At 42.9% G+C, this 24,505-nt stretch carries 18 protein-coding genes, 1 tRNA gene, 3 rRNA genes, 1 other RNA gene and 1 other annotated feature; of the genes, 4 read left to right on the top strand and 19 right to left on the bottom strand.

Annotation, left to right across the window (positions count from 1 at the left end):
- Window position 1: 1 nt before the first annotated feature.
- From JSQ81_RS12510 to ffs, 10 genes are all read right to left on the bottom strand, one after another.
- Window positions 2-1,438, bottom strand: a complete 1,437-nt coding sequence (locus JSQ81_RS12510; RefSeq protein ID WP_212604382.1) for an aminotransferase class I/II-fold pyridoxal phosphate-dependent enzyme — start codon at window positions 1,436-1,438, stop codon at window positions 2-4.
- Between the two features lie 529 nt (window positions 1,439-1,967).
- A 5S ribosomal RNA gene (gene rrf / locus JSQ81_RS12505) occupies window positions 1,968-2,083 on the bottom strand.
- 80 nt (window positions 2,084-2,163) lie between these two features.
- A 23S ribosomal RNA gene (locus JSQ81_RS12500) occupies window positions 2,164-5,119 on the bottom strand.
- 405 nt (window positions 5,120-5,524) lie between these two features.
- Window positions 5,525-7,080, bottom strand: a 16S ribosomal RNA gene (locus JSQ81_RS12495).
- Together the 16S, 23S and 5S rRNA genes form the textbook arrangement of a ribosomal RNA operon.
- 306 nt (window positions 7,081-7,386) lie before the next feature.
- Entirely contained in the window at window positions 7,387-7,650 is a 264-nt protein-coding gene (locus tag JSQ81_RS12490) for a pro-sigmaK processing inhibitor BofA family protein (RefSeq protein ID WP_212604381.1), read from the bottom strand.
- 56 nt (window positions 7,651-7,706) lie between these two features.
- Window positions 7,707-7,919, bottom strand: a complete 213-nt coding sequence (locus tag JSQ81_RS12485; RefSeq protein ID WP_212604380.1) for a YaaL family protein — start codon at window positions 7,917-7,919, stop codon at window positions 7,707-7,709.
- A 69-nt stretch (window positions 7,920-7,988) separates the two neighbouring features.
- Window positions 7,989-8,585, bottom strand: coding sequence for a recombination mediator RecR (gene recR, locus JSQ81_RS12480; protein ID WP_172373826.1), 597 nt, complete (start codon window positions 8,583-8,585; stop codon window positions 7,989-7,991).
- Window positions 8,586-8,596: 11 nt separating this feature from the next.
- Entirely contained in the window at window positions 8,597-8,917 is a 321-nt protein-coding gene (locus JSQ81_RS12475) for a YbaB/EbfC family nucleoid-associated protein (protein ID WP_172373828.1), read from the bottom strand.
- A gap of 59 nt (window positions 8,918-8,976) precedes the next feature.
- The gene (gene dnaX, locus JSQ81_RS12470) at window positions 8,977-10,746 is read right to left on the bottom strand and encodes a DNA polymerase III subunit gamma/tau (RefSeq protein ID WP_212607655.1); all 1,770 of its coding nucleotides are present in this window, start codon (window positions 10,744-10,746) and stop codon (window positions 8,977-8,979) included.
- Between the two features lie 124 nt (window positions 10,747-10,870).
- Window positions 10,871-11,136: signal recognition particle sRNA large type (gene ffs / locus JSQ81_RS12465), an RNA gene on the bottom strand.
- A gap of 116 nt (window positions 11,137-11,252) precedes the next feature.
- Between ffs and JSQ81_RS12460 the strand changes: the two genes are divergently transcribed.
- A tRNA-Ser gene (locus JSQ81_RS12460) sits at window positions 11,253-11,345 on the top strand.
- A gap of 132 nt (window positions 11,346-11,477) precedes the next feature.
- Here JSQ81_RS12460 and thrB read toward each other — a convergent pair.
- The 3 genes from thrB to JSQ81_RS12445 are packed head-to-tail and all read right to left on the bottom strand — an operon-like array spanning window position 11,478 to window position 14,724.
- Window positions 11,478-12,371, bottom strand: coding sequence for a homoserine kinase (gene thrB / locus JSQ81_RS12455; protein ID WP_212604379.1), 894 nt, complete (start codon window positions 12,369-12,371; stop codon window positions 11,478-11,480).
- Complete coding sequence (thrC, locus tag JSQ81_RS12450; RefSeq protein ID WP_212604378.1) at window positions 12,371-13,426, bottom strand: threonine synthase; 1,056 nt, start codon at window positions 13,424-13,426, stop codon at window positions 12,371-12,373. Before thrC ends, thrB begins: the two co-directional genes overlap by 1 nt.
- 2 nt (window positions 13,427-13,428) lie before the next feature.
- Entirely contained in the window at window positions 13,429-14,724 is a 1,296-nt protein-coding gene (locus JSQ81_RS12445) for a homoserine dehydrogenase (protein WP_212604377.1), read from the bottom strand.
- A 154-nt stretch (window positions 14,725-14,878) separates the two neighbouring features.
- Between JSQ81_RS12445 and JSQ81_RS12440 the strand changes: the two genes are divergently transcribed.
- Window positions 14,879-16,249, top strand: coding sequence for an aspartate kinase (locus JSQ81_RS12440; protein WP_212604376.1), 1,371 nt, complete (start codon window positions 14,879-14,881; stop codon window positions 16,247-16,249).
- 48 nt (window positions 16,250-16,297) lie between these two features.
- On the opposite strand, the gene JSQ81_RS12435 is transcribed toward JSQ81_RS12440, so the two are convergent.
- The 3 genes from JSQ81_RS12435 to JSQ81_RS12425 all read right to left on the bottom strand — a co-directional run bounded on the left by JSQ81_RS12435 (window position 16,298) and on the right by JSQ81_RS12425 (window position 18,388).
- Complete coding sequence (locus JSQ81_RS12435; protein ID WP_249336727.1) at window positions 16,298-16,939, bottom strand: hypothetical protein; 642 nt, start codon at window positions 16,937-16,939, stop codon at window positions 16,298-16,300.
- A gap of 166 nt (window positions 16,940-17,105) precedes the next feature.
- Window positions 17,106-17,753 carry a deoxynucleoside kinase gene (locus JSQ81_RS12430; protein ID WP_212604375.1) on the bottom strand — a complete coding sequence of 216 codons (648 nt, stop codon included), beginning with the start codon at window positions 17,751-17,753 and terminating at the stop codon, window positions 17,106-17,108.
- Window positions 17,750-18,388, bottom strand: coding sequence for a deoxynucleoside kinase (locus JSQ81_RS12425; RefSeq protein ID WP_212604374.1), 639 nt, complete (start codon window positions 18,386-18,388; stop codon window positions 17,750-17,752). Before JSQ81_RS12425 ends, JSQ81_RS12430 begins: the two co-directional genes overlap by 4 nt.
- 167 nt (window positions 18,389-18,555) lie before the next feature.
- Here JSQ81_RS12425 and tadA point away from each other — a divergent pair, with 167 nt between their 5' ends.
- Window positions 18,556-19,056, top strand: coding sequence for a tRNA adenosine(34) deaminase TadA (tadA, locus tag JSQ81_RS12420; protein WP_371812381.1), 501 nt, complete (start codon window positions 18,556-18,558; stop codon window positions 19,054-19,056).
- A gap of 21 nt (window positions 19,057-19,077) precedes the next feature.
- On the opposite strand, the gene serS is transcribed toward tadA, so the two are convergent.
- Together serS and pdxS are read right to left on the bottom strand one after the other, a co-directional pair.
- Entirely contained in the window at window positions 19,078-20,355 is a 1,278-nt protein-coding gene (serS, locus tag JSQ81_RS12415; RefSeq protein ID WP_212604372.1) for a serine--tRNA ligase, read from the bottom strand.
- A 70-nt stretch (window positions 20,356-20,425) separates the two neighbouring features.
- Window positions 20,426-20,641 (bottom strand) — a binding site (T-box leader).
- Window positions 20,642-20,762: 121 nt separating this feature from the next.
- On the bottom strand, window positions 20,763-21,614 hold the full coding sequence (pdxS, locus tag JSQ81_RS12410; RefSeq protein WP_212604371.1) for a pyridoxal 5'-phosphate synthase lyase subunit PdxS: 852 nt from the start codon (window positions 21,612-21,614) through the stop codon (window positions 20,763-20,765).
- A 98-nt stretch (window positions 21,615-21,712) separates the two neighbouring features.
- On the opposite strand from pdxS, the gene JSQ81_RS12405 reads away from it, so the two are divergent.
- On the top strand, window positions 21,713-23,128 hold the full coding sequence (locus JSQ81_RS12405) for a MocR-like pyridoxine biosynthesis transcription factor PdxR (protein WP_212604370.1): 1,416 nt from the start codon (window positions 21,713-21,715) through the stop codon (window positions 23,126-23,128).
- A gap of 17 nt (window positions 23,129-23,145) precedes the next feature.
- Here JSQ81_RS12405 and JSQ81_RS12400 read toward each other — a convergent pair whose 3' ends face one another.
- A complete protein-coding gene (locus JSQ81_RS12400; protein ID WP_371812380.1) occupies window positions 23,146-24,492 on the bottom strand; it encodes a D-alanyl-D-alanine carboxypeptidase family protein in 1,347 nt (448 codons plus the stop codon).
- Between the last annotated feature and the right edge of the window lie 13 nt (window positions 24,493-24,505).

The following is a 24,505-nucleotide window of genomic DNA, read 5'->3' as shown; positions in this document are numbered from 1 at the left end:
TTTATTCCTCCGCCTCGTTAGTTACGACAAAAATTTGTTTTTCATGTAATCGAATTGCCCCTTGAAATCTTGCGCCTGTAGCTAGTAATGACGTAAGGGATTGTATGTGATACTCAGTTACTCTCTCACCAGCAAGCATTAAAGGGATTCCCGGTGGATAAGGAATTAGTGAAGCAGCCGCTATCCTTCCAATTGATTCTTCATATGGAATCCACTCTGTATGTAGTAGTTCGAGTTCTCTCATTATATAGCAAGGCTTTGAAATAACCTGATTGAATACTGGTAACTCAGGCAGCTTCATCTTCACCTTTGACGTAATCGTGTACTCAATAGCCTTTTCAATTCTCTTAGCCGCTTCCTCGAAAGGATATTCCTGATCTTTTTTAAGTAGTGGGAGCACTAGAAGCACCTGATATAGATCAGCTAATTCTGCGTAAACTCCAACCTGGTCCATCGCTTTTTGTATATCATATCCCGAGTACCCATTCACTCGCAGCATAAGTTTTAATGGATCGTCTGTTTCAATCGCTTCCAGGCGCGCTATCCCATTTAGGCGCTTTAAAAAGCCTGCTCTTTTTTTCATAAAATCTTTAATATCTTCTGTAGCATAGGATTCCGCGTATGCTCTAGCATCGTCAAGCGAAGCCATTAAGAGATATGAAGGACTGCTTGACTGCAACATCCGCAAATAACGTGCAATGTTTTCAGAAGCAATTAGATTTGAGCGTACATGTAAAAATGAGGCCATCGTCAACGCCGGCAAAGTTTTATGCGCTGAATGAACAACTACATCTGCTCCTAAATCAAGTGCTGATGCAGGAAATGGTTCTCCAATAGTAAAGTGAGCACCATGTGCTTCATCTACAAGTACTGGAATTTCTCGTTCGTGACAAAGCCGAATCGCCTCTTCCAGTTCCTCACCCGTTGTCCCATAATACGTTGGATAGGTCAGTATGACTGCTTTCGCCTCCGGAAAACTTGTCAATGCCTTTTCAACCTGTTTCGCAGTCACCGTTCCCGCAGTTTTCGCGATGCTATCCCATTCCGGGCTAATAAAAACCGGCCTTGCTCCCGTCAGTTCAATCGCATTAAAAATTGATTTATGCGCATTTCGCTGCACGATTACTGTCTCGCCTTCTGCACAAGTCGCATAAACCATCGCTAAATTTCCAACAGTCGAACCGTTTACAAGAAAAAAACTTTTATCCGAACGATAAAAGTCGGTTAGCTTCTGCTCTGCCTCTTCAATTACGCCTTCCGGTTGATGTAAATCATCAAGCCCTTCAAGTTCCGTAATGTCATAAGCGAGCGCTGTGCGCAACTCGGCTGGCAATCCCGATAACGCACCATTTTTATGTCCCGGCACGTGGAAAGAAACTGGATCCGCTTCTTTAAACTTCATTAGTCTATGGACAAGCGGTCGATTTGCATAGTCCATTAGAAAAATCACTTCCTTTTCATATTTCTATTATAAAGGTTGCTGTACGATTAATCGAGAAGATGCCGTCAGATAAGGTTAAATGAACTGTTTTTTGAAGGTAAATGGTAAATAGTATAATTACAGGTTTTTTAGTTATGTAGAGCCGTCTGTTCGCTTTTGAATTCTCTTTAGTCGTTTGAGAGTTTTTCAACTTTTGCAATCACTATTTGTGCTGAAAAACCTACCATTTATGATTTTCAATAAATCCATAAACAAAAAAAGCCACTACCATTTAAGGTAATGACTCTTTAAGTGCCTAGCAACGTCCTAAAACTTTTGCTTAGATATTCGCAAAATACGCGAATATCACGCAGAAAAGTTCGTATTCCTTTGGAATCCGAACTTTTTGCAGCGGGAAGCCCCTAACTACCATCGGCACTGAAGAGCTTAACCTTTAGTCAGATTTTACCTTACGGTAAACATTTAATTTATAACCTTAACAACAAACAAAAAAAGCCACTACCACTAAGGTAATGACTCTTTAAGTGCCTAGCAACGTCCTACTCTTGCAGGGGGAAGCCCCCAACTACCATCGGCGCTGAAGAGCTTAACTTCCGTGTTCGGTATGGGAACGGGTGTGACCTCTTCGCCATCGTCACCAGACTTGAGCTTATTCGCTCAAAACCGGATAAAACGAATAATCTTTTCACAAATCAGGGTCAATCAAACCCTTTTAACTTGAATAGGTTAAGTCCTCGATCAATTAGTATCCGTCAGCTACGTACGTCGCCGCACTTACACCCCGGACCTATCAACCTCATCTTCTCTGAGGGATCTTACTTACTTGCGTAATGGGAAATCTCATCTTGAAGGGGGCTTCATGCTTAGATGCTTTCAGCATTTATCCCGTCCACACGTAGCTACCCAGCGATGCCTTTGGCAAGACAACTGGTACACCAGCGGTGTGTCCATCCCGGTCCTCTCGTACTAAGGACAGCTCTTCTCAAATTTCCTGCGCCCGCGACGGATAGGGACCGAACTGTCTCACGACGTTCTGAACCCAGCTCGCGTACCGCTTTAATGGGCGAACAGCCCAACCCTTGGGACCGACTACAGCCCCAGGATGCGATGAGCCGACATCGAGGTGCCAAACCTTCCCGTCGATGTGGACTCTTGGGGAAGATAAGCCTGTTATCCCCGGGGTAGCTTTTATCCGTTGAGCGATGGCCCTTCCATGCGGAACCACCGGATCACTAAGCCCGTCTTTCGACCCTGCTCGACTTGTAGGTCTCGCAGTTAAGCTCCCTTATGCCTTTGCACTCTACGAATGATGTCCAACCATTCTGAGGGAACCTTTGGGCGCCTCCGTTACTCTTTAGGAGGCGACCGCCCCAGTCAAACTGCCCGCCTGACACTGTCTCCTGCCCCGATAAGGGGCATGGGTTAGAATTCCAATACAGTCAGGGTAGTATCCCACCAACGCCTCCTCCGAAGCTGGCGCTCCGGAATCTCAGGCTCCTACCTATCCTGTACAGACTGCATCAGAATTCAATATCAGGTTGCAGTAAAGCTCCACGGGGTCTTTCCGTCCTGTCGCGGGTAACCTGCATCTTCACAGGTACTATAATTTCACCGAGTCTCTCGTTGAGACAGTGCCCAAATCGTTACGCCTTTCGTGCGGGTCGGAACTTACCCGACAAGGAATTTCGCTACCTTAGGACCGTTATAGTTACGGCCGCCGTTTACTGGGGCTTCAATTGGAAGCTTCGCTTGCGCTAACCTCTCCTCTTAACCTTCCAGCACCGGGCAGGCGTCAGCCCCTATACTTCACCTTGCGGTTTTGCAGAGACCTATGTTTTTGCTAAACAGTCGCTTGGGCCTATTCACTGCGGCTCTCTCAGGCTTTAACACCTTACCAGAGCACCCCTTCTCCCGAAGTTACGGGGTCATTTTGCCGAGTTCCTTAACGAGAGTTCTCTCGATCACCTTAGGATTCTCTCCTCGCCTACCTGTGTCGGTTTGCGGTACGGGCACCTCCCGCCTCACTAGAGGCTTTTCTTGGCAGCGTGAAATCAGGGACTCCGGGGATAATTCCCCTTGCTATCACAGCTCAATGTTATAGAAACGGGATTTTCCTCGTTTCACACCTTACTGCTTAGACGCGCATAACCAACAGCGCGCTCACCCTATCCTACTGCGTCCCCCCATTGTTCAAACGGCGGGGAGGTGGTACAGGAATATCAACCTGTTGTCCATCGTCTACGCCTTTCGGCCTCGACTTAGGTCCCGACTAACCCTGAGCGGACGAGCCTTCCTCAGGAAACCTTAGGCATTCGGTGGAAGGGATTCTCACCCTTCTTTCGCTACTCATACCGGCATTCTCACTTCTAGGCGCTCCACCAGTCCTTACGGTCTGACTTCAACGCCCCTAGAACGCTCTCCTACCACTGACACCAAAGGTGTCAATCCACAGTTTCGGTAATCCGTTTAGCCCCGGTACATTTTCGGCGCGGCGCCACTCGACCAGTGAGCTATTACGCACTCTTTAAATGGTGGCTGCTTCTAAGCCAACATCCTGGTTGTCTGGGCAACGCCACATCCTTTTCCACTTAACGGATATTTGGGGACCTTAACTGGTGGTCTGGGTTGTTTCCCTCTCGACTACGAATCTTATCACCCGCAGTCTGACTCCCAAACATAAATCTTCGGCATTCGGAGTTTGTCTGAATTCGGTAACCCGGGATGGGCCCCTAGTCCAAACAGTGCTCTACCTCCGAGATTCTAACGTTTGAGGCTAGCCCTAAAGCTATTTCGGAGAGAACCAGCTATCTCCAGGTTCGATTGGAATTTCACCGCTACCCACACCTCATCCCCGCATTTTTCAACATACGTGGGTTCGGGCCTCCAGTAAGTGTTACCTTACCTTCACCCTGGACATGGGTAGATCACCTGGTTTCGGGTCTACGACCCCATACTAAATCGCCCTATTCAGACTCGCTTTCGCTGCGGCTCCGCATTCACTGCTTAACCTTGCATGGAATCAGTAACTCGCCGGTTCATTCTACAAAAGGCACGCCATCACTCGTGATCAATTCCGAAGAAAAGATCAACGGAGCTCTGACTACTTGTAGGCACACGGTTTCAGGATCTATTTCACTCCCCTTCCGGGGTGCTTTTCACCTTTCCCTCACGGTACTGGTTCACTATCGGTCACTAGGAAGTATTTAGCCTTGGGAGATGGTCCTCCCGGATTCCAACGGAATTTCACGTGTTCCGTCGTACTCAGGATACACTCTGGAGAGAATGAACTTTCGACTACGGGGCTTTTACCCACTACGGCGGACCTTTCCAGGTCGCTTCGTCTAATTCATTCCTTTGTAACTCCGTATAGAGTGTCCTACAACCCCAGGAAGCAAGCTTCCTGGTTTGGGCTATTCCCGTTTCGCTCGCCGCTACTCAGGGAATCGATTTTTCTTTCTCTTCCTCCGGATACTTAGATGTTTCAGTTCTCCGGGTTTGCCTCAAGTACGCTATGTATTCACGTACATGTACTACCCCATTACGGGCAGTGGGTTTCCCCATTCGGAAATCTCTGGATCAAAGCTTACTTACAGCTCCCCAGAGCATATCGGTGTTAGTGCCGTCCTTCTTAGGCTCCTAGTGCCAAGGCATCCGCCGTGCGCCCTTTCTAACTTAACCTAAAATATTCATCAGTTTTCATTGCATTTGAATGCTCTGGTCACTGTTAAATACTTTTCTTGAACACGACTAGACAGCGATGTAAAGTCAATGTTCATTAAAAAGGTATTGCATTGTCAATTACAAATGTAATCGACTCGATTGATTACTTGATTTGTTACTCTTAATATTGTTTTATCCAGTTTTCAAAGAACAAGTTTTGAAAGTTCATAATTTATCAAGTGAAAAACACTTAATAAACTTAATGAGCCTTCAAAACTGAACGCAAAACGTCAAGAGGGTTTTTTAGCAAGATTATTTCAACGCAGTTGAATAATTGCTAAAAGAACCTTGCAGATAGAATCTGCATTCCGAATGTTGAAAGGTCAAACACGAAGTGTTTTCGCTCTCGAACATAATCCTTAGAAAGGAGGTGATCCAGCCGCACCTTCCGATACGGCTACCTTGTTACGACTTCACCCCAATCATCTGTCCCACCTTCGGCGGCTGGCTCCCAAAAGGGTTACCTCACCGACTTCGGGTGTTACAAACTCTCGTGGTGTGACGGGCGGTGTGTACAAGACCCGGGAACGTATTCACCGTGGCATGCTGATCCACGATTACTAGCGATTCCGGCTTCATGCAGGCGAGTTGCAGCCTGCAATCCGAACTGGGAACGGTTTTATGGGATTAGCTCCCCCTCGCGGGTTGGCAACCCTCTGTACCGTCCATTGTAGCACGTGTGTAGCCCAGGTCATAAGGGGCATGATGATTTGACGTCATCCCCACCTTCCTCCGGTTTATCACCGGCAGTCACCTTAGAGTGCCCAACTGAATGCTGGCAACTAAGGTTAAGGGTTGCGCTCGTTGCGGGACTTAACCCAACATCTCACGACACGAGCTGACGACAACCATGCACCACCTGTCACCGCTGTCCCCGAAGGGAAAGGCATATCTCTATGCCGGGCAGCGGGATGTCAAGACCTGGTAAGGTTCTTCGCGTAGCTTCGAATTAAACCACATGCTCCACCGCTTGTGCGGGTCCCCGTCAATTCCTTTGAGTTTCAGCCTTGCGGCCGTACTCCCCAGGCGGAGTGCTTAATGCGTTTGCTCCAGCACTAAGGGGCGGAAACCCCCTAACACTTAGCACTCATCGTTTACGGCGTGGACTACCAGGGTATCTAATCCTGTTTGCTCCCCACGCTTTCGCGCCTCAGCGTCAGTTACAGACCAGAAAGCCGCCTTCGCCACTGGTGTTCCTCCACATCTCTACGCATTTCACCGCTACACGTGGAATTCCGCTTTCCTCTTCTGTACTCAAGCCTTTCAGTTTCCAATGACCTTCCACGGTTGAGCCGTGGGCTTTCACATCAGACTTAAAAGGCCGCCTGCGCGCGCTTTACGCCCAATAATTCCGGACAACGCTTGCCACCTACGTATTACCGCGGCTGCTGGCACGTAGTTAGCCGTGGCTTTCTAATGAGGTACCGTCAAGGTACGGGCAGTTACTCCCGTACTTGTTCTTCCCTCACAACAGAGTTTTACGATCCGAAAACCTTCTTCACTCACGCGGCATTGCTCCATCAGACTTTCGTCCATTGTGGAAGATTCCCTACTGCTGCCTCCCGTAGGAGTCTGGGCCGTGTCTCAGTCCCAGTGTGGCCGATCACCCTCTCAGGTCGGCTACGCATCGTCGCCTTGGTAGGCCGTTATCCCACCAACTAGCTAATGCGCCGCGGGCCCATCCTGCAGTGACAGCGTAAGCCGTCTTTCAGAGTTTGCTCATGCGAACAAACTGATTATTCGGTATTAGCCCCGGTTTCCCGGAGTTATCCCCATCTGCAGGGCAGGTTGCCCACGTGTTACTCACCCATCCGCCGCTAACATTATAAGAAGCAAGCTCCTTATAATGTTCGCTCGACTTGCATGTATTAGGCATGCCGCCAGCGTTCGTCCTGAGCCAGGATCAAACTCTCCATAATAGAGAAACTTGAATAGCTCGAGTTTCATTTTGCTGACTTCGAATCCGAAGATTCGTTTTTGTTTCGATTTAACGAAACGTTATATCTTGACGTTTTGCTGTTCAGTTTTCAAGGTTCATTATATAAGTAAGAACTTCGCTCACATATTTGTTTCGGCGCCACCATCTCTCGACAGCAACTCTTATATCATATCAAACTCACTCGACCTTGTCAACAACATTTTATAATTTCTTTTTCGTTGTTTCTGTGGTGAATTTGGCGACATTCATAACTATAACAGGCGCTCAACTATAATGCAACCCCTTTTTACAAAAAGAATGCTAAAGCACAAATTGACGCGAAGCCTGGAATACCCAAGACAGCAATAACTAGACCCGATGCTATATTCACAGGAACATAAATACCAACAAATCCTGCTGCAACATTCATAATGAATAAAACTAAAAAGGCAAACGCTAACCGGAACCAATAGATTGATAATCGTTCGAAAACCTTTTTCACTTGCTTCTTGTCCATTAATAGGAAGAGAAGAATTAGACCCGCTACAAGTATCCCAATAGCTATTTTCACGAGAACGCCTCTTTTCGTTATGATTAGTTCATCATATGCGGTCTCGTGAAATTATATTATTCACTTCCAAGTTTGCGTGCCTTTGCTTCTTTATATAAATAGAAATGTTTACTTTCAGCTATTTTTCGTCGAATGATTACTTCTTGATCGTAATCATCAAGATGCTGTTCAATAACCTTTGCTTGTTCCCATTCGGTTCTAGTCTCTACCATTAATGAACGAAGACGCTCGTCGTACTCTCTTTTAAGCTTGCTTTTTCTTTTAAACATTGACACCACTCCTATCCAACGCCACTCGGAATGCTTGCATCTCACACTTTGCTTTCATTTCAAAAAACCTTAAAGTTCTCGACGTCCTTCAAGCGCTCTTGACAATGTTACTTCATCTGCATACTCTAGATCGCCGCCTACAGGTAATCCGTGAGCAATTCGTGTCGTCATAATACCAGACGGTCTTACAAGTCTTGAGATATACATTGCAGTTGCCTCGCCTTCAATCGTAGGATTGGTAGCCAATATCAACTCTTCTACTTCCTCGTCTTGAAGCCGAGTTAACAGTGAAGGTACATTAATATCTTCCGGGCCAATGCCATCCATTGGAGAAATCGCGCCATGTAAAACGTGGTAAAGACCTTGATAATCTCTCATCTTCTCCATCGCTATTACATCTTTTGGATCTTGGACAACACAGATTAGCGACCTGTCACGCGATTGGTCTTGGCATATATGGCAAGGATCGATATCTGTAATATGCCCGCACACTGAACAAAAACGTAGATTCCTTTTTGCGTCGACAAGTGCTTTTGCAAAATCAAGGACGGTGTCTTCTTTCATGCTTAGCACAAAAAACGCCAGTCGGCCCGCAGTTTTCGGACCGATACCTGGCAGTTTCATAAAACTATCAATTAGTTTTGAGATTGGTTCTGGATAATGCATAATTGTTCCTCCTAGAACATTCCAGGAAGGTTCAATCCTTTCGTGAATTGTCCCATCGTGGAGCTTGTTAATTCTTCAGCCTTTTTCATTGCTTCATTTGTAGCAATAACAACTAGGTCTTGTAAAATCTCAACATCTTCAGGATCCACAACGTCTGGATTGATAACAACTTCAAGTACTTCTTTATCTCCAGAAACGACCACTTTAACCATGCCGCCACCTGCTGTACCCTCTAAACGCTCTTCACCTAGTTTTTCTTGTGCTTCTGCCATTTGTTTTTGCATTTTCTGCATTTGCTTCATCATACCTTGCATATTTCCCATACCACGCATGTTTATTTCCTCCTCATTATTTATTAATTAATTGCAGTGATAAAATACAACTGCATTCTTTAATCATCATATACTTCTATGAATTCTTTGCCAAAAATATTTTCCGCTTTCGTAACAATCGGATCTAAGTTTTCTTGCTCAGCCTCTTGCACAAAGGAGAGAACTGATTCCGCTTCTTGTTCTGTTGTTGATTGTTTATCATTCGAAGGTTCAGTTCGTTCAAGATTATTATTTCGGATGAAGTCTTGGCGTGCTTTTTGCCATCCGTCCTCAGGTACGTACACAACCTCATATGCTATTCCAGTTTGGGATTGTAACGCATTTGATAAACTCGATCGGAGTGACGTGTTTTCAGAAGCCATTAGACAATGAATTTCATACTTGAATTTTAACACAAATGACTGCGATGATGCAGCAACAGGCTCCGTTTCCTCAAGAAGGGCTGAATGCGACTTTTGCATTGTTTGCATCATACCTGCCCAATTTTCCCGTATTGTTTGGATATCTTCTTTCGTAGCAGACTTCAATACCTCATTAATTTTACCTGTTGGAACCCTTAATATCTGCGATGACCTCGACGGGTTTTTTCGCTGGACAGGGGTATCTCCAGCAACTGTTTGTACAGAAGCCCCCGATTTGATTTGTTGTTGCAACTCGCTGACAACTCGCTCCAATTCTGTAACCTTATCCATTATAGCTGGATTAATGACAGAACTGCTTTCTGATTGAACTTGAAATGAGTTTCCTTCTATATGAATCATTTTTAAAAGAGCAGACTCTATATATACTTTTGCATGATTGGAGAACCGCATTTCCTGTTGTGTTTTCGAAAGTATATCGATGAATGAATACAATACATCCGGATCGAACCCTTTAGCCATTTCTTTAAAACGGTCATCACCGGAAACAAGTTCCAACAAATCCTGTAATTCTGGCGCAGTGCGCAGTAACAATAAATCACGGAAGAATGTGATTAAATCCTCTGCAAGACGAGATACATCTTTTCCTTCAGTAATTAGACGATCGAATAATGACAAAGCCGCTCCTGCATCTTTTTCGAGTAGCGCCCCGGCCAACTGATAAAAAACATCTTCACCAATAGAACCAGTCACGAGGAGGGCGTCTTCAACGGTTAATCTTTCTCCACTAAACGAAACTACTTGGTCAAGCATGCTGAGCGCATCGCGCATTCCGCCCAATGCTGCTTGCGCAATGATTTTTAATACGTCTTCATCAGATTCTATTCCAGTATCATGAAGTACTGTTTTCATGCGGTCAACAATATCATTTTGTGTTATTGGTTTAAAGTCAAAGCGCTGACATCTTGAAATAATTGTCAACGGAAGTTTATGTGGTTCTGTTGTTGCCAAAATAAATACAGCATGAGACGGTGGTTCTTCGAGCGTCTTCAACAACGCATTAAACGCCGAGTTTGAAAGCATATGGACTTCATCTATGATATAAACTTTAAAACGTGAATTCGACGGTGCAAATCGAACCTTTTCTATGATTTCTCTCATTTCTTCAACACGTGAATTCGACGCAGCGTCAAATTCAATGACGTCTGTATCCGAACCTTCGGTAATGCCAAGACATGTCGGGCATTCATTGCACGGCTCTTTCGCCGGACCGTTTTCACAGTTTAATGCCTTTGCAAATATCTTTGCAGCACTCGTTTTCCCAGTACCCCGCGGACCTGAAAATAGATATGCATGCGTTGTCTTATTATGAAGGAGGGCATTTTGTAGCGTCTGCTTCACATGTTGTTGACCAGACATTTCACCAAAAGTTTGGGGCCTGTACACACGGTAAAAGGCTTGATACACCAACACTTCCCTCTCCTTTCATTTCGATACAATAATATTTTAATTATACCACAAATAGTTTCTCATAACATTTTTATGAAATAAAAAACTCGCCCAATTCCTCGGGCGAGTTGAATAATTATGTATGCCGTGCACCTTCCTCCGACAGCCGAACATAAGCGTTACTCATGTCGCCAGCTCGGTCTAGGCGACCCTACGGCACATGAAAAATTCCACTTAATGCTGCTTCCTTCCGGACCTGACATGGTTCATGGGTTTCCATTGCGCAGGACCCAAACGTCAACACTACGTGCACAAGGCAGACCAAACATTCGGACAGCCTCGGGAAGGGATTCAGTCTTGCTAGAGCGGATTGCAAGTTACAGGGCTCCGCTATCTCCCCACCTAGCACGGCATTACTAAGTATACTAAATAAACTCGTGAAAATCAATACAAAAATAAATTTCCTACTTTTATAAAGAAGTTGTTGACATTTTAATTGGCACATGATAAATTATTAATTGTCCTATGGAGGAATACCCAAGCCTGGCTGAAGGGACTGGTCTTGAAAACCAGCAGGGGTGTTAAAGCCCGCGGGGGTTCGAATCCCTCTTCCTCCGCCATATTTTTATCTTAGACAATTAACAGTATTTAATATAAAATATCCATACCATTCAAAGATCCTCTCCTAGAGGATCTTTTTTAATTAATAAGGCGAAACTCAATGGGGAACATACCATTTGAGTTTCGCCTTTTTAGTTTACGATTGATCCTGCTTCAGAAGGTTGCGTAATAATGCTTTTATAGAATGGATAACGCTTGGCTAATTCATTAGCAATTACATCTTCTTTTCCGATAGGAACTGCAACGAAAAGCGATGGGCCGGCTCCACTAATCGTCATGCCATAAGCGCCTAACTCCTTAGAAGATTGCCTGATTTCTTCAAAACTAGGAAAAAGATGTTTTCGATGAGGTTCATGAAATCCATCCTTTTCCATCATGCGTCCGATTGTTTCCCAGTTGTTTGTCGCGAGTGCTGCAGATAACACGCAGGCTGACGCACTGTTTCTTGTCGCTTCTTTGTGGCTAAGTTGAGCTGGCAATAGATTTCTTGAATCTTCCGTCGGTAAAACTTTTGGAGGAACGAGAACGACAATACCAACTGTAGGTTTTTCAATATGAATATAGTCGATGCTCTCCCCGTCGAAATAAGATACTACAGCCCCACCTAATAATGCTGCCGAAACATTGTCCGCGTGTCCTTCGATTTGGCTTCCAACCATTACTTTTTCACGATCTGCGAGTCCTAATTCAAGTACTTGATTGGCAATTTCAATCCCCGCCGCAATCGCCGTTGCACTGCTCCCAAATCCTTTTCCGAGCGGGATCTCGCTGTCAACATTCAGCAATAACGTCGGAGGTTTTTTTCCATACTTTTCAGCAACATTCATAACTGTTTTTACGATTAGATTTTGTTCGTCGTTTGGAATTCCATTATATTCTTCATTGTTGTAAGATACTTTCCAAAGTGCATGACTACTTACATTTACCGTCATGTACAGACCCAATGCGAGTCCGACTGAGTCAAATCCCGGGCCGAGGTTGGCGGTTGACGCCGGAACGACGACCGAAAATCCCGGCATATTCATTAGTTTTTCCCCGCTTTCAAGTCAGCTAGCAATTGATCAAACTGATTACGAGATAACATTGGTTGATTTTTATTCACTTCAATGGCTGTGTCTGGATCTTTTAATCCGTTTCCAGTCAACACTGCTACAATTGTCGTTCCTTTTTTCAATGAACCATTTTCAACTTGTTTTTTCACGCCTGCGATAGATGCACATGAACCTGGTTCTGCAAAAACACCTTCTTTGGAAGCGATAAGCTGGTATGCCTCTAAAATTTCTTCATCTGTCACAGCTGAAATAGTTCCTTCTGATTCTTTCAAAGCAGTTTTGGCCAACTCCCAGCTTGCCGGGTTTCCAATTCGGATTGCCGTTGCAACTGTTTCCGGATTTTCAAAGATACGGTCATAAACGATTGGGGCCGCGCCATCGGCTTGAACGCCTAATAATTCAGGAAGCGTCGTTCCTTTTTTATCTGCATATTCTTTAAAACCTTTCCAAGCTGCAGAGATATTTCCTGCATTCCCTACCGGTAAGGCAAATACATCCGGTACTTCACCTAATTGGTCTATCGTTTCAAAAGCGATCGTCTTTTGTCCTTCCAACCGATACGGATTCACGGAATTCACTAGCGCGATGTCACCTTCACCCGCTTCACGAACCATTCTGAGTGCCTCGTCAAAGTTTCCTTCGATTTCAACGATCTCTGCACCGTACATTTTTGCTTGCGCCATCTTACCAAGCGCAATACGTCCTTCCGGAATCACAACAATTGTACGCATTCCCGCCCGTGCACCGTAAGCAGCTGCAGATGCTGATGTATTTCCTGTTGACGCGCATATTAAAATTGATTTTCCTTCTTCTTTCGCTTTTGCCACAGCCATAACCATGCCGCGGTCTTTAAAAGAACCCGTCGGATTAAGGCCTTCTACTTTCACATATAAATTAACGCCCCATTGTTCGGACAGATTTTCTAAGTGAATGAGTGGAGTATTCCCTTCCTGCAACGTTAAACTTGGTGTGTTTTCTGTTACAGGTAGCCATTCTTTATATTCTTCAAGTAATCCTTTCCATCTCATACTTATTTCTCTCCTTCAACGCGGTAATGACTTAATACTTCAAGTACTTCCGGTGTTTGATTTAATTCTTCCATAACATCTAAGTGTTGTTGGCGTGACATGCGATGTGTAATGAAGACAAGTTCCGCTCCCGACTCTTTGTTATCGGGATGTTGAACGACAGTTGCTAAACTCGCTCCAAGATTACTATAAATTGCAGTTAGTTTTGTTAAGACACCGACTTCATCTTTCACTAAAATCCGATGAAAATACCGCGCAAATCTTTTGCCATCGCTTTTCACTTTACGCTCATGCTGGGGCGAATGAAGTCTTTTTCCGTTCATTCCGAGTAGCAGATTTCGACAAGCTGCAACAATATCTGCTGTCACAGAAGTAGCTGTTGGAAGTGACCCAGCCCCTGGTCCGTATAACATCGTTTCACCAACTGCGTCACCGTATATATAAACTGCATTATATTCATTGTTTACAGAAGCAAGTGGATGAGAATTCGGAAAGAGGACAGGTTCAACCGCTACGGCAATCCCATCTTCGTCTTTTTCTGCAGAACCAGCCAGTTTCACTGTATATCCAAATCCTTCTGCCAACTCTAAATCACCATTTTGAATTTCTTTCAATCCTCTAACGAACACATCATCCAAATGGACTTCAGTAGAAAATGCTAGGGAAGCTAAAATGACCATTTTTCGAGCTGCATCTATACCATCTACATCTGCCGATGGATCCGCTTCGGCGAAACCCAACCGAGTAGCTTCTGCTAACGCGTCTTCATAAGTCATATTTTCATGTTTCATTTTCGTTAAAATAAAATTCGTCGTTCCGTTAACAATACCTGTTAATGCGCTGATTCGATCTGAGGCAAGTCCATCTTCCATCGTACGAATAAGTGGAATTCCCCCACCAACACTTGCTTCATAAAATAAATCGCACTTCATTTCATCTGCGAGTTGCAACAACTCTTGTCCATATTCAGCCATCACATCTTTATTAGCCGTGACGACTCCTTTCCCAGCAAGAAGAGCACGTTCAATTGCATCTTTCGCGCCATTCGTGCCACCCATCACTTCAATAATCAAATCAATGGAAGGATCATTTAATACTTCTTCCAAGTTATTCGTAAAAATTTCGGATGCTAATTCTGTGTCTCGTGATTTCATAATATCTTTAACTAGTACTCTTTTAATAGACACTTGCACCCCGAGTTTATATTGCAAGTCTTGTTGATGCCCATGCATTATCTTTGCGACGCCACTTCCGACTGTTCCAAAACCTAATAGACCAATATTAATTTCATTTTTCATTTGACGATTCTCCTAACTATATGTACACTATGTAAATACAATTGACCTGTGCATAAGGACATTATAAGGATGTTTCACAATAAATACAACCCCATTGGTCAATTTCGTTTTTAATTATCTATATATTACTAATAGAGAGATAGGATTTGATAAAATGAAAGTATGTAAATTTGGTGGAACATCAGTCGCCACGGCGGAACAGATTAAGAAAGTTGCAAATATCGTGAAGAGCGATTCTTCAAGAAAAATCATTGTTGTGTCTGCACCAGGGAAAAGATTCAATGAAGATGAAAAAGTTACGGATTTACTGATTAAGCTAGCCGAAGCAGCTCTTAATCGAAAAAACATCGACATTGAGCTAGAAAGTGTTGTCGATCGATATCGTTCAATCGCAGTAGGTCTCGGACTTGGTGAAAAAATTATTAGCATTATCGAAAATGACTTGCGTGAACGTCTTTCTATAAATCAGGAAGATGAAGGCTTATTTATGGACGCCATCAAAGCAGCAGGCGAGGATAATAATGCGAAGTTAATTGCCGAATACTTTAATCACATTGGGCTCGAAGCACAGTACGTTTGTCCAAAAAAAGCGGGACTCCTTGTTAATAATCGTCCCGAACGTGTCCGTGCATTACCTGAAGGATACGACCGTCTTGAAAAATTAAAAGACGAACCAGGCATAATTGTATTCCCTGGATTCTTTGGATACACGGAAGACGGGACATTACGGACGTTTAACCGCGGTGGTTCGGATATAACAGGATCGATTGTTGCGGCTGCGATTCGCGCGGAATTGTATGAGAACTTTACTGACGTCGATTCGGTGTTCACTGCAAACCCAACCATTGTAGACCAACCTGTTGCCATCGAAAAAATGACTTACCGTGAAATGCGTGAACTAGCCTATGCTGGGTTCTCTGTTTTCCACGATGAAGCACTTATGCCTGCCTTTCTTCGGTCCGTGCCCGTCTGTATAAAAAACACGAACAATCCGGGAGCTCCCGGAACATTAATCGTAAGAGATCGTGATCATTCCGCACAGCCCGTCATTGGTATTGCTGCTGACAGCGGTTTTTCAACACTATTCGTCTATAAATACTTAATGAACCTAGAAATTGGTTTCGGACGTCGCCTATTGGAAATATTAGAAGATGAGGAGATACCATTTGAACATACTCCGTCCGGGATTGATAATTTGTCCGTAATAATTCGGAGCAAATTTTTAAATGAAGAAAATAGCGAAAGAATTGTTCGTCGTGTAAAAGAAGAATTAGAAGCGGATGATGTCCATTTGCGAAATACGGATTATTCTATGGTTGTTCTGGTCGGAGAAGGAATGCGCCATACAACAGGCCTCGCCGCACGAGCAGCGTCTGCTATTTCTCGCACCGGGGCGAACATTGAAATGATTAACCAAGGATCATCCGAAGTAAGTCTCGTCTTCGGTGTCGATAAAAAAGATGAAACTAAAATCTTAAGGGAACTTTATCAAGAGTTTTTTAGTAAAGTCGTTTCTTATGTATAACAAAACAGCACACCAAGTAAAATGGTGTGCTGTTTTTTAATAGCTATCCTAGCAAGTGTAATATAAGCCGAACATACGTGGAAATTGTTGAATAATGCCGTCAGAGATTACGTCCGCCATTTCCAAAGCTTGCGCCTCAATTTTGTCAAAAACCGCTACATCTTCTTTATAATTTTTTTCAATCATAGAAACAGCTTCAAATTTCGTTAATGCTAAATGCTCATAAAGCATTGTCCGAATATCTTCTTTATCAAAACACGGATTAATACTACTTAAAAATTGAGCAATATCATCCGCATTTCTATACCACTCTTTCTCTTTTTCCGACGCTACTTTTGCATCCCCTTTTGCGGCAGCCGTTACTAATTCCGCCGCAAGGACAAGATGTTCCTTTAAGAGTTCTGCATACCTGTCAGCAATTTGATTACCGTAAAATGGACGCAAACAATTTCCCATGTCCGTCGCATTTCTCAAAAGTCGCTCTTGTACATACTGTAAATCGGGCAAGTTGAACACAATGCTGATTATCGTCATTCTAGTCCAGTTGACGTGTTCTTCCCAAAGAAGCCGATTCATACTTTTAAAATCAACTTCCGCCTTGCTCAAATAATTTCTCCCGAATAAATCAGGCGTATTCAAAATATACCTAACCGGAGCTGTATATGCCGTACTGGGATTCCAGTAATTCATTAAGGATGAATAATCATTGTTCGAATGAAAATACACTGTATCATTTCTCCTTTGCTAAATAATATCTTTATTAGTGTATTCTACAAAAGCCCATTCAGTGAAATAAAGGCAAACAAAAAAAGCAACCAGATGAAAATGGTTGCTTACGATATTATTCTGTAGTTATTTACTTCAAGGCGCTTCCAATCCGTGCTATAACTTGTTCAATTTCACGCGGATTTTTCATTAAATCATAATCATTAATATTGATTTTAAGCACTGGACAAGCATCGAAAGAGCTAATCCAACGCTCATAACGTCCGTGCATCTCTTCCCAATACAAAATTGGCGTCTGTTGTTCCATCGGACGACCACGCTCTTCGATACGCTGAAGGATATCTTCCATTGAACCATCCAAATAAACGAGCAGATTTGGATGCGGGAAGTACGGAGTCATCACCATCGCTTCAAATAAATTCGTGTATGTATCATAATCGACCGGATCCATCGTTCCGTTGTCGGCATGCATTTTTGCAAAGATACCTGTATCCTCGTAAATAGAACGATCTTGGATAAAACCGCCACCGCTTTCAAAAATACGTTTTTGTTCTTTAAAGCGTTCTGCCAGAAAATAAATTTGCAAATGGAAACTCCATTTTTCAAAATCATCGTAAAAACGATCCAAATAAGGATTTTCATCAACATTTTCAAAAGAAGTTTTAAAATCCAGTGCATCTGCAAGAGCTTGTGTCATTGTGGACTTTCCCACACCTACCGTTCCTGCTACAGTAATCACTGCATTTTTGGGTATCCCATATTTTTCACGTAAGTTCAATTAAAACTAACTCCTTTTCGAATCGTCGAATCGACTGTATCTAATATAAATTGCAGGTCTTTTTTATTGTTCACAAAATCAAGATCATCCCCATTAAAACGAAGTACTGGTATATTGGGATGTGTTGATTCAAAATGGGTAATAAATGTATCGTAATCATCGGAAAGCTGCTGTAAATAAGCACGATCCATGTTTTTCTCGAAGTCGCGTCCGCGCCGCGAAATACGTTCCATAAGCGTGTCGATACTGGCATGCAAATAAACGATTATATTTGGTATCGGCATGTCTTTCGTTAAAATAGTGTAAATTTCTTCGTACTTTTTGTATTCGACTGAATCAAGCGTGCGCTGTGCAAATATCAAATTCTTAAATATATTGTAATCTGCAACGACCGATTTTTGTCCAATCGTTATTTCAGTCTTAACATCGCTAAGTTGTTTATAGCGATTGCAAAGAAAAAACATTTCGGTTTGAAAACTCCATTCCTCAATGTTTTTGTAAAATTTATTTAAAAACGGATTTTCGTCGACGATTTCTTGAAGCAAATGAAATTGTTGCGTTTCTGCAATTGCTTTGGAAAGTGACGTTTTTCCGACGCCAATCGGACCTTCAACCGTTATAAACGGAACAGGCATCAGAAGTCCCCCTTCATCTATCATAATTATAGTGCTTCTTATTTTAACACACGAATGAAATGAAAAATAGAGCGTTCAAGCTATTTATCGACATTATTCTACGGCATTTTTCCACGTGGAACAATTTCTGCGAAAAAATGCTACACTATGGCTAGGGAGCGATGGTTATGGATGAAAAAGATTATCAATACATGCAAATGGCAATCGACGAAGCAATGAAAGCGGAAGCCCTTGGCGAAGTCCCGATTGGTGCAATCATCGTTCATAATGATAAAGTTATTGCGCGTGCGCATAATTTGCGTGAAACAACTCAAAATGCGGTAACTCATGCGGAATTGTCAGCGATACAAGATGCGTGCCGTGAAGTTGGAAGTTGGCGGCTTGAAGAAACAACCCTATATGTAACACTTGAACCTTGTCCGATGTGCGCAGGTGCAATTTTACAGTCACGCATTCCACGTGTGGTCTACGGAGCACGTGATCCAAAAGGCGGGTGTGTTGATTCGCTTTACCGGCTTCTTAATGATCCGCGATTTAACCACGAATGTGAAGTTACCGAAGGCATACTTGGAGATGAATGTGGAGAAATGTTAACTTCCTTTTTTAGAAGCATTCGAGAACGTAAGAAAAAAGCAAAAAAAGAGGCTTCACCAAAAGTCGAGAATTGACTAAAGGTGAAGCTCTTTTTATTAGTTTGTAATAACTTCTTTTCCACCCATATATGGACGAAGAACTTCAGGAATGATGACTGACCCATCTTCCTGCTGGTAATTTTCAAGTATTGCCGCCACTGTTCGGCCTACCGCTAGCCCACTTCCATTTAACGTATGAACGTATTCCGGCTTCGCTCCTGCTTCGCTACGGTAGCGAATATGCGCACGGCGCGCCTGGAAATCTTCAAAGTTTGAACATGAAGAAATTTCACGGTACATATTTTGTGTTGGTATCCATACTTCGATGTCATATTTCTTCGCCGCAGTAAAGCCAAGATCTGCAGTACACATATTTAGCACGCGGTACGGAAGCTTCAATAATTGCAACACTTTTTCTGCATGGCCTGTTAATTTTTCAAGTTCTGCATATGAATCCTCGGGTTTCACTAAACGAACAAGCTCAACTTTATTAAACTGATGCTGGCGTATTAATCCGCGCGTATCTCGACCTGCTGATCCTGCTTCTGATCGGAAGTTTGCACTATATGCCGTAAACGCAATCGGAAGTTGTTCTCCATTTAAGATTTCATCGCGATGAAAATTCGTTACAGGCACTTCAGACGTAGGGATAAGGAAATAATCCTCTTCTTCCACGTGGAATAAATCCTCCGCAAACTTAGGAAGTTGGCCCGTCCCTGTTAAGCTTTCTCGATTGGCTAAATACGGCGGCAATATTTCTTCATAACCGTGTTCGTCAATATGAAGATCAAGCATAAAGTTAATAAGTGCTCGTTCTAAACGCGCACCAAGGCCGCGATAGAAGACAAAACGGCTTCCTGTAACTTTGGCCGCGCGTTCGAAATCAAGTATTTTCAAATCCGTTCCGAGATCCCAATGCGGTTTCGCTTCGAATTCGAATGCAGGTCGTTCACCCCAAGTACGAATTTCAACATTATCGTCCTCGCTATCGCCAAATGGTACGCTTTCGTGAGGAATATTAGGAATTCGCATCATGATGTAATTCAATTTGTCTTCAATTTCACGAAGTTCGTCATCCAATTCTTTTATTTCTTCACCAACTTCGCGCATCCGTACAATAGCCTCATCAGCATCTTCTTTATTACGTTTCATCTCAGCGATTTGTCCGGATACATTATTCCGTTCTGCTTTCAGTACTTCCGTTTTGACGATGAGTTCTCTTCGTTTTTCATCTAATTCGCTGAACTTGTCGAAATCCGAAAGATCTTCTCCGCGCTTTGAAAGCTTTTCTTTTACTTCATCAAAATTAGCTCGAACTTTTCTAATATCCAACATAGTAAATTCCTCCTCATTTTTTAGACAGTACATGAATATAGACAACAAAAAAAGCCCTCTATCCCCTATAAAAAGGGACGAGAACTACCCGCGTTGCCACCCAAATTAACCAGATGTGTATTATCTGATTCACTCCATTGAAATAACGGTTCAAGTACCGGCATAGACCTACTGATTTCAGCCCAGCTACTCAGGGACGGATTCGCAATTGTTTTTATCGGCTCGCACCACCCGCCGACTCTCTTCAAAAAACAGGCTTGCTACTACTTCCCATCATCGTTTCACATTTGAAATTATTATTACCATACTATATAGATGTTTTATTGGCAAGTCACAAGTTATGTTCATCGACAAATAAAAAGCGCCTACTCTTATATTTTCACACATAAGAGTAGGCATAAAAACTTTTACTGACTACGATTTGCCATCCGTTCACTTGCCGACAAGGATGACATTTCAATGCCTTTCATTGGTTCGCCAAGGTCTTTTGATAATTGAACAAGCAACTCATAGTTTTGATAATTTTGCGTTGCTTCCACAATCGCACGTGCAAACTTCTCCGGATTTTCAGATTTGAAAATTCCCGAACCGACAAATACGCCATCCGCACCCAGTTCCATCATTAGTGCCGCATCAGCTGGTGTCGCCACGCCGCCTGCTGCATAATTTGTTACAGGTAAACGCCCTGCTTCTTTAATGGCAAGCAGAATCTCATACGGCGCACCTAAAATGCGCGCTTCTGTCATCACTTCTGCTTCATTCATATGAACAAGCTTATTCACCTGCGCATGCACCATACGAAGATGGCGGACCGCTTCAACGATATTCCCAGTTCCCGGCTCTCCTTTTGTACGAAGCATTTTTGCACCTTCGCCAATTCTTCTGGCCGCTTCCCCGAGATCACGCGCCCCACAAACAAACGGCACTGAATAACCGCTTTTCAATAAATGAAATTCATCATCTGCTGGTGATAATACTTCACTTTCATCAATGAAATCAACGCCCATTGCTTCAAGCAAACGTGCCTCGGAAATATGGCCGATTCTCGCTTTTGCCATAACAGGAATCGATACTGCTGCTTGTACCTCTTCTACAATACGAGGATCTGCCATTCGTGCAACTCCGCCTGCTGCTCGGATATCTGACGGAACGCGTTCAAGTGCCATAACCGCAACCGCGCCTGCTGCCTCCGCTATTTTTGCCTGTTCACCGTTAATAACGTCCATAATGACGCCGCCGTAGTTCATATTTATAGTCATAATTCTTCCTCCTATTCATAGTGTTCAGTATACTGGAAGATGACCATATTAAAATACCCAGTTTCATACGAATTGAAAGGGTCAGTGGAGGTTTATTTATGGAGATGCTATTAATTGAACTTGATAAAAATACGACTATCCCCTTATACGAACAAATTTACGATCAAATTCGTGTAGATATAACGAATGGGAAACTGCAAGTCGGGAGAAAACTACCTTCTAAAAGAAAACTGGGTGAATTCCTTAATGTAAGTCAAACGACCATTGAACTTGCTTATGGCCAACTGACCGCTGAAGGATTTATCTCTTCCGTACCTAGAAAAGGTTTTTACGTCCAAGCTATTGAGGAACTTGCTTATATACAACCGACAGATGGAATTGTGGAAACAACTGAGCCAAAACCCGAAAACATTCATATCGATTTATCACCTGGCCATATTGACACGGAATCCTTTCCATTTACACAATGGCGAAAATATGCGAAAGATGTCATTGATGAATCTTCAAAAGATCTTTTACTACTTGGCGACCCACATGGCGATCTGTTGCTTCGACAGGAAATTGCACGCTATTTATATCATTCAAGAGGGGTCAACTGCACGCCTGAACAGATTATTGTCGGCTCAGGCACAGAACAACTTATGCCGCTCGTTATTCGTATACTCGGACTCGATGCAACTTATGCAATTGAAGATCCGGGTTACCCATTAACGCACCATGTTTTTTATCATAATAACCGAAAAGTATTTCCTATTGAAGTAGATCAAGAAGGAATGGACATCGGCATGCTTCAAAACTCCGGTGCGACTGTCGCATACTTAACACCTTCCCACCAATTTCCGACGGGCACTGTTCTTTCCGCAGCGCGAAGGACGGCATTACTAAATTGGGCGACGTCTCATAAAAATCATTTTATTATCGAAGATGATTACGACAGCGAATTTCGTTATACCGGCAGACCGATTCCCGCTTTACAAGGTATGGACAAAGGAGATAATGTTATTTATATAAGTACATTTTCAAAATCACTTATGCCGTCCTTGCGTATCGCTTATATGGTGTTGCCAGACATTCTGCTGAAACGGTATAAGGATGCTTTCATTCACTATGCATCCACTGTCCCGCGCCTTGATCAGCACATTCTTGCACGTTTTATGGCAGACGGTCAATTTTCACGACATCTAAATAGAATGCGAACAATATATAGAAGAAAACTTCAAACGCTAGTCGACGCAATTCTCCTTTATTCACCGCATATATCCTATTCAGGAGAGGAAGCGGGGATGCATATAATTATTACAGTTCATACCGACCGTACTGAAGAGAAATTAATCGAGTTAGCAAAAAAAGTCGGTATTCGGATTTATGGTTTAAATAAATATCGAAAAAATCCGGTAGAAGATGAACCATCCTTTCTCATAGGATTCGGTGGTTTGTCTGTTGATACAATAAAAAAGGTTATCGACGAGCTTATGATGACTTGGGAAATAAAAAAAAGCGATGAATCCATTTAGATTCACCGCTTTTTATTTTACTTAAATAATCCTTTAACAAAGCCTATTGCACTGTCCCAAATACTGACAAAGAAATCACCGATTGCACGCATTGAAAGCGAGAACCAACCAGCTTTTTCTACAGACTCTGTCGTCACAACCTCTAATGATGGATTATCTGAATCGATATAACCATAATCCTTGCCATCTTCACGAACAAGTTCGACATGACCGACAACTGTATCTTTTTTAATAGGTGCTACAAGTTCGCCATCCGTTAACTTTGATTCATCAAGAACAAGTTCGGGTTTATATAAATCCTTATCCCTTGTTTTGACCATCATTTTTATTGGTTCTTTAACTGCTATTTCGACCGTGTTCGTTTTACCTTTACTAACGTTTATTGATTTCTGCTTTTCAAATTTATACCCGGCTGGTGCAAATTCTACTTCCGAAAACTGAGTAAAACCATAATCAAACAATGCTCGAGTGGCTTCAAAGCGTGCCTTATATGAACCTTTTCCTTTTTCGTTAACTGCATTCATGACGACGGCAATCACACGTTTCCCATCTTTCACCGCAGTACCTGTAAAACAATGTCCAGCAAATTCTGTCGTTCCAGTTTTTAAACCGTCTACGCCTGGATATTCATAAACAAACCCTGGAAGCATGAAGTTCCAGTTATCCATTTTAATCTCATCGTCAGTGCCTTCACGGAATTTTTTTGTTTTGATACTTGTCGTATCTAGTACTTCCGGAAAGTCTTTTAGTAAATGATACGCAAGTTTAGCAACCGATTTCGCGGGCATCATGTTTTCTTCTTCAGCGCCTGTCCCTTTTGGATGCATTCCTTGAAGATGCGAGTTGTTTAACCCCGTCGTATTCACAAACTTATAATCTTTAAGGCCAAGTTCTTCGGCTTTCGCATTCATTAACTTCAAAAACTCAGTTTCTGTTCCTGCAATTGATTCAGCAATCGCAATCGTTGCCGCATTTGCGGAGTAAATCGCAGTGGCTTCATACAACTCTCGAATCGTATACGTACCGTCCTCACGTAGCGGCACGTTACTTAACCTACGATCTTGTGAAACCTTGTACGTATAATCATTCACTCGGTATTCTTGATCCCAGGTGATTTTACCTTCTTCAATCGCTTCGAAAAGGATATACTCTGTCATCATTTTCGTCATACTCGCAATGCCGAGTGGAACATCTGCATCTTGTTCATATAAAATCTTTCCGCTATCTGCATCAATTAGAATCGCTCCGTCGACATTAATCCCTATACCCCCATCAGCAGCAGCGGCTGGGACTATTCCAACTGACATAACAAACAACAGCGGAATTACAATCATTGCAATATATTTTCTCATTTTCTGCTTCAAAACCTTACCTCCG

The organism is Sporosarcina sp. Marseille-Q4063, assembly GCF_018309085.1.
Taxonomy (GTDB): domain Bacteria; phylum Bacillota; class Bacilli; order Bacillales_A; family Planococcaceae; genus Sporosarcina.
This window is presented reverse-complemented; position numbering and strand designations above follow the sequence as displayed.

Excerpts from the sequence above, each read along its gene's own strand:
- JSQ81_RS12510 (WP_212604382.1), bottom strand. The coding sequence starts at position 1,438 with ATGGACTATGCAAATCGACCGCTTGTCCATAGACTAATGAAGTTTAAA.
- JSQ81_RS12485 (WP_212604380.1), bottom strand. The coding sequence starts at position 7,919 with ATGTTTAAAAGAAAAAGCAAGCTTAAAAGAGAGTACGACGAGCGTCTT.
- recR (WP_172373826.1), bottom strand. The coding sequence starts at position 8,585 with ATGCATTATCCAGAACCAATCTCAAAACTAATTGATAGTTTTATGAAA.
- JSQ81_RS12475 (WP_172373828.1), bottom strand. The coding sequence starts at position 8,917 with ATGCGTGGTATGGGAAATATGCAAGGTATGATGAAGCAAATGCAGAAA.
- thrB (WP_212604379.1), bottom strand. The coding sequence starts at position 12,371 with ATGAATATGCCGGGATTTTCGGTCGTCGTTCCGGCGTCAACCGCCAAC.
- thrC (WP_212604378.1), bottom strand. The coding sequence starts at position 13,426 with ATGAGATGGAAAGGATTACTTGAAGAATATAAAGAATGGCTACCTGTA.
- JSQ81_RS12445 (WP_212604377.1), bottom strand. The coding sequence starts at position 14,724 with ATGAAAAATGAAATTAATATTGGTCTATTAGGTTTTGGAACAGTCGGA.
- JSQ81_RS12440 (WP_212604376.1), top strand. The coding sequence starts at position 14,879 with ATGAAAGTATGTAAATTTGGTGGAACATCAGTCGCCACGGCGGAACAG.
- JSQ81_RS12435 (WP_249336727.1), bottom strand. The coding sequence starts at position 16,939 with ATGAATTACTGGAATCCCAGTACGGCATATACAGCTCCGGTTAGGTAT.
- JSQ81_RS12425 (WP_212604374.1), bottom strand. The coding sequence starts at position 18,388 with ATGCCTGTTCCGTTTATAACGGTTGAAGGTCCGATTGGCGTCGGAAAA.
- tadA (WP_371812381.1), top strand. The coding sequence starts at position 18,556 with ATGGATGAAAAAGATTATCAATACATGCAAATGGCAATCGACGAAGCA.
- serS (WP_212604372.1), bottom strand. The coding sequence starts at position 20,355 with ATGTTGGATATTAGAAAAGTTCGAGCTAATTTTGATGAAGTAAAAGAA.
- pdxS (WP_212604371.1), bottom strand. The coding sequence starts at position 21,614 with ATGACTATAAATATGAACTACGGCGGCGTCATTATGGACGTTATTAAC.
- JSQ81_RS12405 (WP_212604370.1), top strand. The coding sequence starts at position 21,713 with ATGGAGATGCTATTAATTGAACTTGATAAAAATACGACTATCCCCTTA.